Source organism: Halomonas sp. FeN2 (assembly GCF_020595105.1).
GTDB lineage: Bacteria > Pseudomonadota > Gammaproteobacteria > Pseudomonadales > Halomonadaceae > Vreelandella > Vreelandella neptunia.
In genome coordinates, this window is the sequence record NZ_CP074200.1 from 3,774,984 (window position 1) to 3,789,059 (window position 14,076).

General features: G+C 55.6%; 8 protein-coding genes. 4 read left to right on the forward strand and 4 right to left on the reverse strand.

Translation table 11 applies throughout. From position 1 onward, the window contains the following. Positions 1-41 precede the first annotated feature (41 nt). On the reverse strand, positions 42-1,694 hold the full coding sequence (locus tag KF947_RS17340) for a sodium:solute symporter family protein (RefSeq protein WP_227404632.1): 1,653 nt from the start codon (positions 1,692-1,694) through the stop codon (positions 42-44). Positions 1,695-2,863: 1,169 nt separating this feature from the next. On the opposite strand from KF947_RS17340, the gene KF947_RS17345 reads away from it, so the two are divergent. After that, a complete protein-coding gene (locus tag KF947_RS17345; protein ID WP_227404633.1) occupies positions 2,864-4,579 on the forward strand; it encodes a sensor domain-containing diguanylate cyclase in 1,716 nt (571 codons plus the stop codon). A 65-nt stretch (positions 4,580-4,644) separates the two neighbouring features. Here the strand turns inward: KF947_RS17345 and KF947_RS17350 are convergent, their stop codons facing one another. Beyond that, positions 4,645-5,211, reverse strand: a complete 567-nt coding sequence (locus KF947_RS17350) for a manganese efflux pump MntP family protein (RefSeq protein WP_133731255.1) — start codon at positions 5,209-5,211, stop codon at positions 4,645-4,647. A gap of 508 nt (positions 5,212-5,719) precedes the next feature. Between KF947_RS17350 and KF947_RS17355 the strand changes: the two genes are divergently transcribed. Beyond that, the gene (locus tag KF947_RS17355; RefSeq protein WP_227404634.1) at positions 5,720-7,075 is read left to right on the forward strand and encodes a diguanylate cyclase domain-containing protein; all 1,356 of its coding nucleotides are present in this window, start codon (positions 5,720-5,722) and stop codon (positions 7,073-7,075) included. Between the two features lie 61 nt (positions 7,076-7,136). Here the strand turns inward: KF947_RS17355 and KF947_RS17360 are convergent, their stop codons facing one another. Then, the gene (locus KF947_RS17360) at positions 7,137-8,096 is read right to left on the reverse strand and encodes an AraC family transcriptional regulator (RefSeq protein WP_133731253.1); all 960 of its coding nucleotides are present in this window, start codon (positions 8,094-8,096) and stop codon (positions 7,137-7,139) included. A 608-nt stretch (positions 8,097-8,704) separates the two neighbouring features. Here KF947_RS17360 and KF947_RS17365 point away from each other — a divergent pair. Next, complete coding sequence (locus KF947_RS17365; RefSeq protein WP_133731252.1) at positions 8,705-9,871, forward strand: efflux RND transporter periplasmic adaptor subunit; 1,167 nt, start codon at positions 8,705-8,707, stop codon at positions 9,869-9,871. 6 nt (positions 9,872-9,877) lie between these two features. Then, positions 9,878-13,060: an efflux RND transporter permease subunit gene (locus KF947_RS17370; RefSeq protein WP_227404635.1), complete on the forward strand. Its 3,183-nt coding sequence runs from the start codon at positions 9,878-9,880 to the stop codon at positions 13,058-13,060. Here the strand turns inward: KF947_RS17370 and KF947_RS17375 are convergent. Beyond that, on the reverse strand, positions 13,033-13,992 hold the full coding sequence (locus KF947_RS17375) for a sodium-dependent bicarbonate transport family permease (protein ID WP_227404636.1): 960 nt from the start codon (positions 13,990-13,992) through the stop codon (positions 13,033-13,035). The genes KF947_RS17370 and KF947_RS17375 overlap by 28 nt on opposite strands. Positions 13,993-14,076: the final 84 nt, after the last annotated feature.

Sequence of the window (14,076 nt, forward strand, 5' to 3'; positions counted from 1 at the left end):
ATGAAGTTATTTCGGCTTATTTCAAAGAGCTTTCACAGGGCTTAGGCCTGGGGAGCAGGTTTGGCCGGGTCGTAGTTGATTACTTTCTGATCGATCTGCGAGAAGTCGAACTTGTTTGAACTCATCAGGCTGATTGCGATGCAGACGATGGTGCTGACGCCGTAGGCCATCAGTGATGCCAGCAGCACTGTGTAGTCGCGCAGGAAGCCAATGCTGAAGTAGGCCAGCACGATGGCGCTGAGTGCGCCGAAGATCACACCGACTCTACGCCCACAGAATCCGAAGGCCATCAAGCCGAGCACCACACCACCACCTACGGCGGCGAGTAATTCGAATAGCCCGCCGACCATACCGATCAAGGGCAGGAGCTCAAATCGTGCGACGCAGAACATCACCAGGCCTGCGATCACCGCCGAGGTGAAGGCCGTATTAGTAACACGATCCCAGAAACAGCTGGCGATGACCGGGAACACAATTGCGCCCCAAAGTGCGCCAACAAAGACCAGCATGATCAGAATATCCATGGAGAAGCTGGCGAGAATCACCCCAATCAGTGTCGCGACGACCATGGTCAGCCTGCCGATAAATAACATCTTGGTGGGATTAGGTTTGTTTTTAGCGATGTTCTTGCCATATACATCGGCCATCACAATCGCTGACATGGCGGAGAGATCCGAGTCGGCGGTAGAAGAGAGCGAACCGATGACCAGAATAAAGAACAGCCCGATAAACACCGGCGAGAGGTACATGGAAACCATCTGCGGAATCAGGTTATTCATATCGCCACCGATGGGTTCCATGCCAGTCATCAACGCCATCAAACCAATCATGCCCAGGCCGATAACGATCGCACCGTAACCAATGGTGGCGGTGATAAAGGTCGGCTTGATGTGGTCTTCACGCACGGCGAATAGCCGCTGGGAAATAGTCTGGTTGCCAATGGCGTAGGCCAGCACCGCCACAAAGAAGGGCGCACCTTGGTTGAGGATAGCGTCCATTGAGAACAGATTCGCCTGTTCGGGCGTCAGTAGACTCATGCCGTCGGACAGCGTTTGCGGGCCGCCAAGGGCGAACATCACCGCTGGAATTATCAGAATCGCGACCGCCATCATTGCCATTAGCTGAGCAAAGTCAGTGAGTACCGAGGCGCGGAAGCCTGACCACAGCGTGTAGCCGAGTACCCCGACCCCAGCGATGATTACTCCGGCCTGGAAGGAGAGTGGCGAGAGTACCGAGACCAGTGCACCGGAGGCCGTGAAGTTGACCATCAGGCTAATGATGCTGCCCAGGATGTTGGAGGAGGCAAGAATCAGCTGGCTGGAAGAGCCATGGCGGGCATGGATAAGCTCACCCAGGGTGTGCGCATTGGGCGCCAGTTTGCGAAAGCGGCGGCCAAAGGGGTAGATGAATAGAATCATCAGCGCGCCCCACAGCCCGTAATGCAAAGGGCCGGAAATGCCGTAGGTATAACCCGAGGTGGCGGCGCCGTAGAATGAGGCTGCCCAGATCCAGGTGGCGGTCATGCTGGCAGCGCCAAGGCCAAAGCCGATCTGGTGATTAGACACCATAAAGGCGTCAGTATTTTCCTTTTTCTTCTTGATCAGCAGGGTCAGCAGATAAGTGCCGCCGTAAAAAAACGCCAACAAGGCGAGCACAGTCACGGTCGAGAATTGATAGAAATTTTCTTCGTTCATTGAATACCCATAGGCTTTGCAGCCCTAGCATCCTAAATAGCAACCACAGTTCCCTTAAAGGAGTGGCCGCGACAGGACGTAAGCAAAAAACAGAACATCTTTCTAGGTATGTCTGTAGCGAGGTGAGATCGCGGTTGGCGATCAGGTCGTGCAAGTGTCAGGCGTTGGAAGCGCCTTAAATAGGGAGGCAGATGGACTTCCACAGTGAATCGCAACAAAGCGCTCGGGGAGTCGATCCGGAGGGCTACCCTACTCCCTTAAGCGCGAACAGTACAGGTTGAAGCCCGGCACGCTGGGAATCAGCAGGCGGGGCAGCTACGCCGTGTCCTGAAAAGGCCATAGGTATGCTTAGCATTAGCACATGGCGACAGGCAGCCCACTCGGAGAGAGAGGGTTGCTCCTTTTAACTGGAGTGCTGTTAATTGCCAGGTTAAAGCTATGGCACAACAGCCTATGACATCTCAGCTTAAAGCAGCGCTTCTTCGCCCAGCCAAGCAGCGAGGTGTTTGGGTCGTGGCAATCAATCAACTCCGTAGGTGATGAAGTACTGGAACACAGCACCCTGGATGGGAATGCAAGATGCCCTGGATTTCGTTAATAGCCGCAATGACTCAATGCGACGCCAAGAATTACTGGTGCTGGGCTTAATACTTGAATTCAGGGCCTGAAATCGACAGGTGAGTTGGCCGGGAAGTGCATGCTGTTCAGCTATGACAGCGACTCCAGACGCGCTGAGATTGACCCAGATAACCACTCCTCTGCGCAAGCACTGTAAAAGCTTGGGTTTTCACAAGAGGGCTTGCTAAGGCAGCGCTGGGAAATCGATGGTGTTGTCTCAGATTCCGCACTATATGGAAGGCTTGTAAGTGATGAGCCCCCGCCAAAATCGGCCTAATTAATGTTCTCTCTTAGGCTCTGTCTGAAAAATCGACGAAAAGACGGAGTTTTCGTGGTGTGAATGAGTACTTTGAGCCGGTTTTTAACGCCGTATGATCGAGCGCAGCCAGTTTTCAGACAGAGAGCCTAGGCAACATCGGGTGTTCGGGTACTCCAAGGTCGGCTATTATTGCATTAAAAGACATAGTACTTAGGGCTTTGTCAGCCCAGAGGTGTTTAAGCAAAAAAGCCTCGTTAAACCCACTGACGCGTTTTGATGGTGGCGATCGCCCATGAGCTTGCCCTTTTCTGACAATGACCTGCTAAAAGCCTCGCTTGAAGCCATCTCGGATGCCGTACTGATCACCGATGCTCGATTGGATCTGCCCGGCCCCACGATCGTTTACGCTAATCCTGCTTTTTGCGAACTGAGCGGCTATACCGCCGCCGAACTTGAGGGCCAGACGCCCCGTATACTCCAGGGCCCTGACACTGATCGTGAACTGTTAGAGAGGCTAAAAAACCAGCTTCGGGCCGCCGAGACGTTCCGCGGAGAGACAGTGAACTACCGCAAGGATGGCACTGCCTTTCGGATGCAATGGTCGATTCGACCTTATCCCGACGATGCAGAGCCAGCATATTTTATCGCGGTACAGCGCGATGTCACTGCTTTACGTGACCTTGAACAGCATCGCCGACAACTGCAACGGTTGGTTGATATACAGACTCGGGTGGGTACCGCTGGCCTAGATTTGCAAACCCTGCGCGAGCAAGTAGCGCAAATCGGGCTCGTCGTCACCGGTGCTGATGGCGCCGCAGTGGAAGAGGCCATGGGGGAGGAAATGATCTATACCGCAACGGCAGGGACAGCGCTGAGCTCTGTTGGCATGCGGCTACCGGTGAGTGCTAGCCTTTCGGGCGTTTGTTACCGTACTCAAAAGCCAATCCATTGTCGCGATACCCATATCGAGCCGCGCGTAGCTCGCGAGGCTGCCGATCGGGTAGGCTTTCGCTCGGGCCTGTTAGTGCCCTTAATCTACGCAGATCAATGTTTTGGGGTACTTAAAGTTTACGCTGCACGCGTCAACGCTTTCAGTGAAAGCGATATGGAAGTGCTCAGTATGGCTAGCCAAGTGTTGGCTTCGTCACTCGCCGATGCCCGGCTGTTTAAAGGCGAGCGTGACCGGCGCCGCCTGCTGGTGGACTCTTTGCCGATACTCATTGCGTTCATCGACCAAAAGGTGCGCTACCGCGAAATCAACGCCACCTACACCCGCTGGTACGATCGCCCCGCCGATCAAATTTTGGGCAGGCCGGTGGCCGACGTAATGGGTCAGGCGGCATACAATAATATTCGCCCGTATATACTAGCGGCGCTGGCCGGCGAGCACGTTACTTTCGAGAGCCTCTTCCCGCACCCGAACGGCCGGGTCATCCCGGTGGTGGTGGACTACACGCCAGAGCGCGGAGCCCAGGGGGATATTAAAGGGTTCTATGCCTTGGTGCGGGATATTAGCGACCTCAAGCGTGCTGAGCGGGATCACTTAACCGGTACTCTCAATCGGCGCGGCTTCGACGAACGCTTGGAGGTGGTGTGCGCCACCGCCAAGCGTTATAGACGGCCAGTAGCGCTGATTTTCCTGGATATCGACCACTTTAAGAGCATCAATGATCGCTACGGCCACTCGGTGGGCGACAACGTTCTCACTGCTGTATCGCACGAGCTGTGCGAAGCAGTTCGTGAAAGCGATGTTGTTTGCCGCTGGGGTGGTGAGGAGTTTGCCATACTAGCGCCAGAAACGACGCTGGACGAGGCTGAGAAACTGGCTGAGCGCCTACGCAAGACGCTTGCCGATCGCCAACATCCCACCGTTGGCCATGTGACGGCGAGCTTCGGCGTCGCTGAACTGGCGGGTGAAGAGAACGAAATTGACTTTATTCAGCGCGCTGACAAGGCACTCTATGCAGCCAAGACCGCAGGCCGAAACAGGGTCGAGTGGGCCAATTAACCAGCTCAACCGCTTAACAAGGAGGGCCTCCAGTTTTGAAAGGGTTCACGACTATAGGCTGATAGTTAAGCATTAAAAAAAGCTGTGTGCTCCGCCAATACTGCCAAGCCAATTCCGATTAGCACAACACCACCGATAAGCTCCGCCCAGTGGCCAACAAACTTACCGAGCTTATGACCAAGCAGTGTGCCGATGGAGGCCATGACGGTGGTGGCGAGGCCGATAGCCAAGCTGGTGGCGATGATACTGGCATCGATAAAGGCAAGGCTAGCACCGACGGCCATGGCATCAATGCTGGTAGCAGTGGCGGTTAGGATTAATAGCCAGAGTGTTTGTTTACGGTGCTCTATCTTGTGCTCTTTCTTGAGCCCGGTATAAATCATATGCGAGCCAATCACCGACAACAGGGTAAAGGCTACCCAGTGATCCCAGGCCTGCACATACTGTTGCGATACCATCCCAGCCGCCCAGCCGAGTAAAGGCGTGATGGCTTCGATTACGCCAAATACCAAGCCAATACCGATAGCATGGCGGAACCGGGGCTTTTGCAGCTCAGCACCTTTACTGATGGAGGCGGCGAAAGCATCCGCTGACATGGAAACAGCTAGGAATAGTAGGGTGATGGGTGTCATGAAATATGCATGCTCTCGCTGAAAAAGTACCGCGTATATAAACCCAAAAGCATGGCAATAAAAAACCATGTCTGAGTGTAAATATAGAGCGTTTAATAGAGCGAATCCTAGCATGCTTTAATGCTTAAATAAGCTAAAAAATTAAGAATAAAGTTTGTAGTGGTGAATTAATGTAGCCTTGGCTAAAAATCTTTATGTTAGCTTATTTTTTGGTTTTTAATGTTTCAATAGTTTTTTTATTCATCTGTTTGAGATGGCTTTTTTAGTTTTTTAAAGCTGAGGATTGATAATGGCAATGTGTCAGGGCAGCCATTTAGCCGCTGGATTGAAGCTATGTGCGTTGGAGAAGCCATGCTTGGCCCTTCAGCACTCGTGCTAAGGTGTGGCGCAATGGATTTCTGATGATTTGCGTCAGCATGCTGAGCATGACTATCACAGGGATTAAAAGTGAAAAGTCGCGCATGGCGTACGTCTCCCTTGATCCTTTCTGCTATTGGGAGCCAAAGCAATGTCGAAAAATATACGCTTAGCGGCGTTTATTCGCGCTGAAATAGAACCGATTCTTCAGGATTGGGAAGAGTTCGCCAAAACCATCCTTCATGCTAACCATATGGATACGTCCGGTCTGCGCGACCACGCCAGAAACATGCTTCTGGTGATTACTGACGATATTGATTCCGACCAAAACGAGTTCGAACAGGCCGCAAAATCAAAAGGCTGTGGGCCTGACGATGGTAACGAGACCTGGGCGGAAGTGCACGGTGCCGATCGACTGGGTAGCGGCTTCAGTGTTATGGAGACCGTTTCCGAGTTTCGAGCCCTGCGCGCGAGCGTCATGTCGCTCTGGACTAAAGCGCATCCCGCGGTTACCGGCCCTCAGCTTGAAGATATTACCCGGTTTCATGAAGCGATAGATCAGGCCGTTGCCGAATCGCTGGAGCACTATGCCACCATCAAAGAGATGGAAACCCGGCTGTTCGGCGCCATTCTGGTTGCCTCGCCGGATCCGATTTATGTGTTGGATCTCAACGGTAGATTTACGTATGCCAACAAGGCCACTGCCGATCTTTTCGCTATCAAGCCAGAGGAGATCATAGGAAAGTCCAACTTTGACCTCGAATTTCCGTTTGCCTCAGAGTTCCAGCGCAACTTGGAGAAGGTGATTGCTGAGCAGTCCAGTTTCCGAGGTAAGTTCGTTCATACCTTTGCTTCAGACCAGGGTGAAAGGTTTGAGTATCTACTTGCGCCCGTGTTGGACGAGCATTTAAATACCGAAGCAACCGTTTGTATGCTCCGAGATATTACCGAGCAGGCACTCGCTGAAGAGAAAATATGGCATAACGCTCACCACGATCTTCTCACCGGGCTGCCGAATCGGCGTTTATTCCTGGATCGTCTGGAGCAGGAAATTAAGCATGCCAAACGCAGTAGCCAGCCTCTTACGCTACTTTTCATGGATCTTGATGGCTTTAAGAAAGTCAATGATTCACTTGGTCATGAAACGGGGGATCGGTTACTTTCAGCGGTTGCTGGACGTCTAACTGAATGTGTCCGGGAAAGCGATACGGTGGCTCGTTTAGGTGGGGATGAATTTACCGTCATGCTTACCGGTACTGAACACCATGAGGATGTTGAACGTGTAGCCCAGAGCATTGTGGATACACTAGCGTTGCCTTTTTACTTGGCGCCCAAACCTGTCCTGGTTTCTGTCAGCATTGGAATTGCATCGTATCCCCAGGGCGCATGCTCCCCAGGTGCGCTGCTAGAAGCGGCGGATCAGGCCATGTATAGAGCCAAGAAATTCGGCTCAAACCAGATGTGTTTTTACGATTCCTTTGATAAGACAGACGCAGCTTTGTTCTAAATTTTCTTTGTCTACTAAGGCGTTTCTGCCCGGTTGCAACTGCTGCAGACCACGCTGTTGTTTAGGCGGGCTGGGGTACCGCGTGTTGCCCTCTCAATTGGCTGACGTCAGCGCGAGGTGGCGCGCCGAACATGCGGCTATATTCGCGGCTAAAGTGTGAAGGGCTTTCGTAACCCACACGATAGCTGGCGGTGGCCGCTTCCAGTCCTTCTGCCAGCATCAGCCGCCGGGCCTCATGTAGGCGAAGCTTCTTTTGATACTGCAGAGGCGACATGCGAGTGACTTGGCGGAAGCTGTGATAAAGCGTCGACTCGCTCATATTGGCGGCATCTGCCAGATCACGGATCTTAAGCGGTTGGGCGTAGCGCTCTTTAAGGGCGTAAATCACCCGCGCAATCCGATTCGCCTGAGAGTCCGAGGCGGCAAACCGGCGCATTTGAGGCCCCATTTCTCCCATCAGTGCCCGGTAGATTAGCTCGCGCCTAGCTAGGGGCGAAAGTATTGGAATATCTTCCGGTGAGTCGAGTAGGCTCAGCAGCCGATAAAGCGCGCCCTGCATTCGCGTATTCATGGGCGCAGAGCAAAGTCCGCAGTCCATATCGGGGCAGATAGCATCCTGGCCTGCTGCCGGTGCCTTGTCGCCCAGTTCCAGTATCAGCCCGGCGACCTCTTGAGGATCTACTGAAACCTTCACCGCCAGATAGGGCTGCTCTGGAGTGGCATGATCTATCCTGCCCACCACCGGCAGATGCACGGCGCTTGCCATGTAGCTTAGGCTGCTGTAAGCGATCTCCTTGTCACCCAATTGGACGGTCTTGCTGCCCTGAATGACAAAGCATAGGCACGGCTCATATACGGCACAGTGAAAGCTAGTCGCGGAATCTGCGCGTATCAGTTGAACCTCAGCAATCGCTGTGTCCTGAAGCTCTTCCAAGAGTGCCCAACGGCGGGCGACTTTGCTCAATTGTTGCGGCAGGCTGTCGCTCAAATGAGTGACCTGCTCAGGCACGATATCGTTCAAAGGCTCTCCTCCCTAACAGCTCGCAGTATATGCCTTCGTTTCGTGGAGCGAAGGCTTTTTCAGTGCGTTTTGCAGGATTGGGCAAGCACTGCGCAGGAACCGGCAACCCGCGCCGTGTGTCATTAAACGGTCATTATGCTTAAACACTGAAGCAGGGCGGTCTTTTGATCACCTTACCTAGCTGAGTCTTCCACTTCCACGACAGAATTAGGCAATCTTGCTGCAGAAACCCGCTACCCCCACCGCCTTTGCACGCCCTATTGTAAGCAGCATCTGGTAGACAGTCAGCGCGCTGCTCGGTATGGCCAATCTATTTAACCCTCCCTAATGACAACACCTACTGTTGATCGGTTGCTTTCAATTGCGTTCGAGATTCCAGGGTGATGTCGAATTTGGCGCTGCTGAACCGTCTAGTTAAACGCCAATCGCCAACGTGAGGCGAAAATTATATAACCAATGTGGCTATCGGTTTCCGGTAGCCATTGGAGCAATTCATCATGGGAAACCTGTCTCAAAGAGTACTCGCTGCAAGTACTCTTTTTCCAAATACTCTCTCTCGAAGAGCTATCTCTCGAGAAGATGCCCCTAGAAGAAGGGGGGCTCACACCATGCTTTCGGCAAGCAGTCGGGGAATCCTCCTGGGACTGCTAATAGCGGCTTTGCTTACCGGTTGCGAAGCCAAGAGCGAGGAAGCAGCAGCGGCTGCGCCACCACCCCCGCCAGAAGTGGAGGTGGTGAGTATGGTGGCTCAGCCGATAGTGCTGAGTGAGTCTTTCACCGGGCGGGTGGAAGCCGCGGAAACGGTTGAACTAAGGTCGCGAGTCAGCGGCTATATCCAGGAAGTCGCCTTCGAGGAGGGAGAGCTGGTAGAGCAGGGAGATCTGCTTTTCTTGATCGATCCACGTCCATACCAGGCCCGTGTTAACGCCGCCCAAGCGGATCTTGCCCAGGCCAGGAGCCAGCAGGCTCAGGCTGGCAGTGAAGCTGAACGCGCCCGGGTGTTGCTAGGGCGTCAGGCCATTTCCCAGGAAGTGCATGACCAGCGTCAATCAGCCCTGAGTAACGCTCGTGCCATGGTCGATGCCGCCGAGGCAGCGTTGCAGACCGCCGAGCTTGATCTTGAATACACCCGCATTACAGCGCCGGTCAGTGGCCGCGTCGGTCGGGCGATGGTCACTCGCGGTAACTTAGCCAACGCCGACCAGAGTCTATTGACCACGCTGGTCACCATCGATCCGATTCATGTCTACTTCGAAGCGGACGAGCAGGCTGCGTTTGCCAGCCATGCATTACTGAGTGGAGAGGAGCCGAACAGTCTGCAGATCGAACTGGGTGGTGACGCCACGCGGCAGTTCACTGGCACCCTGGACTTTATCGACAATCGCTTGAACCCCAATACGGGCACCCTGCAATTCCGGGCGGTGCTGGCCAACCCTGATGGCCGCATTCGGCCAGGTGAGTTTGCGCGGGTCGAAATGCCGGTCGCTCGGTTGGCGCAAGCGCTACTGGTGGATGGCAAGGCGATCCTGACCGACCAGGATCGCCGCTACGTCTATGTAGTGGATGATAACAACCTGGCCCAGCGGCGTCAGGTCAACACAGGGCGCCAGGTGGATGAGCGCACGGTCATCAGCGAAGGGGTCGCTGCCGGCGACCGGGTGATCGTCAACGGGGTGCAAAAAGTCTTTATGCCGGGCATGGAAGTGAGCCCTCAAACGGTGCCAGCAGCACCGGCGGCTGATGCTCAACCCGCCATTGCTGCCAGAGAGGACTAATCTGCCATGAATTTTTCGCGTTTCTTCGTTGACCGACCAATTTTTGCGGCGGTGCTGTCGATTATTATTCTGGCGGTGGGGCTGATCTCCATTCCCAACCTGCCCATCAGCGAGTACCCGGACGTGGTGCCGCCCTCCGTGGTGGTGCGCACGGTTTACCCCGGCGCCAACCCGAAGGAGATCGCCGAGACCGTGGCGACGCCGTTGGAAGAAGCCATCAATGGTGTCGAGGACATGATGTACCTCAAGTCCGTCGCGGGCTCTGATGGCGTGCTGCAAATGACCGTTACCTTCCGCCCTGGTACCGATGCTGAGCAGGCTGCCGTCCGGGTGCAGAACCGGGTCAGTCAGGCCGAGGCCCGGCTGCCGGAAGCCGTGCGTCGTCAAGGCGTTACCACCCAGAAACAGTCGCCTACGTTTCTGATGGTCGTTCACCTGACCTCTCCCAGCGGCGAATACGACACCCTCTACCTACGCAACTATGTGCGGCTGAATGTCCGCGATCGTCTGGCCCGGCTCGAAGGGATCGGGGACGCGCAAATCTTCGGTGGGGGTGACTACGCCATGCGGGCGTGGCTCGATCCTGATCGGATAGCCGCCCGTGGCCTGACGGCCAGTGATGTGGTCGGCGCCATGCGCGAACAGAACGTGCAGGTCTCCGCCGGGCAGTTGGGGGCCGAACCCATTGAGGATAGTGACTTTCTCACCCTGATCAATGCCCAAGGGCGGCTGGAAACGGTGGAGGAGTTTGGTGACATCGTGCTAAAGCGCGGCGAGAGCGGCGAGATACTCAGGCTTGCAGATGTGGCCCGGCTGGAAATGGGCGCCGGGGACTATACGCTGCGCTCGCAGTTGGATAGCAACAACGCGGTGGGTGTGGGGATCTTCCAGGCACCGGGTGCCAATGCGCTGGAGATTCGCGAGCAGGTCGTCGCCACCATGGACGAGCTGTCCGAGCAGTTCCCGGAAGGCGTGGAGTATGAAGCGGTCTACGACACCACGATTTTCGTCAATGACTCTATAAAGTCAGTAATAGCCACTCTGCTGGAAGCCGTGCTGCTGGTAGTACTGGTGGTCACGCTATTTCTGCAGACCTGGCGTGCCTCCATTATTCCGCTGCTGGCGGTGCCGGTATCGGTGATCGGCACCTTTGGCGCGCTCTACCTGCTGGGTTACTCCATCAACACGCTCACTCTGTTTGGGCTGGTGCTGGCCATCGGTATCGTGGTGGATGACGCCATCGTGGTGGTGGAAAACGTGGAACGCAATATCGAGGAGGGCTTAAAACCCCAGGCTGCTGCTCATCAGGCCATGCGGGAAGTATCAGGCCCTATCATCGCCGTGGGGCTGGTGCTGTGTGCGGTGTTTATTCCCATGGCCTTCCTGTCGGGGGTGACCGGTCAATTCTATAGCCAGTTCGCGGTGACGATTGCCATCTCCACGGTGATCTCCACCATCAACTCGCTGACCCTGTCGCCGGCGCTGGCCGCAATGCTGCTCAAGCCCCATGACGCGCCCAAAGATCGACTCACCCGCGTGATCGATACGCTGTTCGGCTGGATTTTCCGGCCCTTCAACCGTTTCTTTAACGCCAGCTCCAACAAGTACCAGGGCGGCGTGGCCCGCTCCCTGAAGCATCGTGGCGCGGTGTTTGTGGTCTACGCGCTGTTGCTGCTGGGAACCGGGGTGATGTTCAAGGCGGTGCCACCTGGGTTTATTCCTGTGCAGGACAAGCTTTACCTGATTGCCGGGGTCATCCTGCCGGAAGGGGCGTCTCTGGAGCGAACCGACCAGATGCTTCAGGACGTGGTGGACATCGCCATGGAGACCGAGGGCGTGGAGCACGCCATTGCCTTTCCCGGTCTGAACGCGCTGCAGTTCACTAACACCTCCAACACCGGGGTGGCGTTTCTTACCCTCAGCGCCTTTGGTGAGCGCAGCCTTAGCGCTGCGGAAATAAATGCGCGAATAAACCAGGGCATTGGCGGCTTGAAAGAGGGCTTTGCGTTCTCCTTCATGCCACCCCCTATTCTGGGGCTAGGCAATGGGTCGGGCTTCCAGCTGTTCATCGAGGATCGCGGCAATCTTGGCTATGGGGCGCTGCAGCAGGCGGTGAACCAACTCCAGGGGGCGATTGCGCAAACGCCGGGAATGGGTTTTCCGATCAGTAGCTACCAGGCCAACGTGCCGCAGCTGGATGCCGAGGTGGATCGGCTGAGGGCCAAAGCCCAGGGTGTGCCGTTGACCGAACTGTTCGACACCCTGCAAACCTACCTTGGCTCGACCTATGTGAATGACTTCAACCGCTTTGGCCGCACCTGGCAGGTGATCGCCCAGGCGGACGCCCCCTTCCGGGCCAGCGTGGAGGACATCGCCCGCCTGCGCACCCGCAACGACCAGGGGGAAATGGTACCCATCGGCACGATGGTGAACATCACGCAAACCTTCGGGCCAGACCCGGTGCTGCGCTACAACGGCTACCCGGCGGCAGACCTGGCCGGCGAATTTGACCCCCGCGTACTTTCTTCCGCCCAGGCGATGGACGCCATCAACGCTCTGGCGGAAGAGGTGCTGCCCCCGGGCATGGCGCTGGAGTGGACCGACCTGAGCTATCAACAATCCACCCAGGGTAATGCGGCGCTGGTGGTCTTCCCGCTGTCGATCCTGCTGGTATTCCTAGTGTTGGCGGCCCTTTACGAGAGTTGGACGCTACCGCTGGCGGTAATTCTGATCGTGCCCATGTCGATGCTCGCGGCGCTGATCGGTGTCTGGTTTGGCGGGGGTGATAACAACATCTTCGTGCAGGTGGGGCTGGTGGTGCTGATTGGCCTGGCCTGTAAGAACGCCATCCTGATTGTGGAGTTCGCCCGGGAGCTGGAACTGCAGGGCAAGGGAGTAGTGGAAGCGGCCCTGGAGGCCTGCCGGCTGCGGCTGCGGCCGATCATCATGACCTCGATCGCCTTCACGGCGGCGGTGCTGCCTTCGGTAGTTGCCACCGGCGCAGGCGCCGAGGTACGGGCGGCGCTGGGAACTGCGGTGTTTGCCGGCATGATTGGCGTCACCCTGTTTGGCTTGTTCCTCACGCCGGTGTTCTACGTGGCGCTGCGTAAACTGTCTGGCCCATTGGTCAGCCATCACAGCGCTACGTTGGATACTTCATCTCACCCTACCAGCCATGCCCAAAGTTGATGATAGAGCGGAATGCCGATTAGCACGTTAAAGGGGAAGGTAAGTCCTAATGACGCCAACATGGCCAGGCCAATGTTGGCGTCTGGGATAGCGGCGCGAATGGCAACGGGGGCGGCAATGTAAGAGGCACTGGCGGTAAGACTCGCCAGAATAACCGCCGAACCAGCGGGTAGCCCCAGCCAGTAAGCCATTCCTAGGCCGAAGCAAGAGAGCACGATAGGTGCCGTTAGCGCGAATATAATCAGACGGCTGTGCCCCCACCGCAGGCTGCGCAGTGTTTCTGCCGCGACCAGGCCCATCTCCAACAGGAACAGCGCCAGAATGCCATGGAAGGCTTTGGTATACAGGCCAGTCACCGACTCACCCGCATCGGGGCCGTATAGCCAGCCAATAAGGACACCGCCCACCAACAGGATCACGCCGCGATTGGTCAGAGTTTCGTGCCACAGTCCGGAAGTTTTGATCGGCTCCGATGTTGTGTCAGAGGCCTTTTGACGGCTGAAGCGCCGGTAGAGCAACAGGCCCAGCATGATGGCCGGTAGTTCGAGCAGTACCAGGTAAAGTGTCACCTGGCCACCGGTTATTAGGCTATGCGCTTCGGTATACGCCAGCGCCACGGCGAACGTACCGGCGCTAACGGAGCCGTAGTGGGCCGCAAGGCTGGCACTGTCGGCAATGGATAGCCTCACCAAATAGTGAACCACCGGAAAGATAATCAGTGGAATGATGACCCCCAGCAGAGTGACACCCGCTAACTCGACCAGCAGCGATATGCTCAAACTACCATGCAGCGCCATGCCACCTTTAAGGCCAATGGTCAGCATCAGCAGCAGGCTCAATATGTCATAAGCGGCTTTGGGAATACTGAGATCGGAGCGCACCACACCGGCAACCACACCTAGTACAAAAAACATCACCACAATATCCGGCACGGCCAATCTCCTTGATGGGTTTTAAAGCAGCTACTTTAGCGATTCAAAGAGATTGATGAAAACAAATAAACTTTATACAGTCAT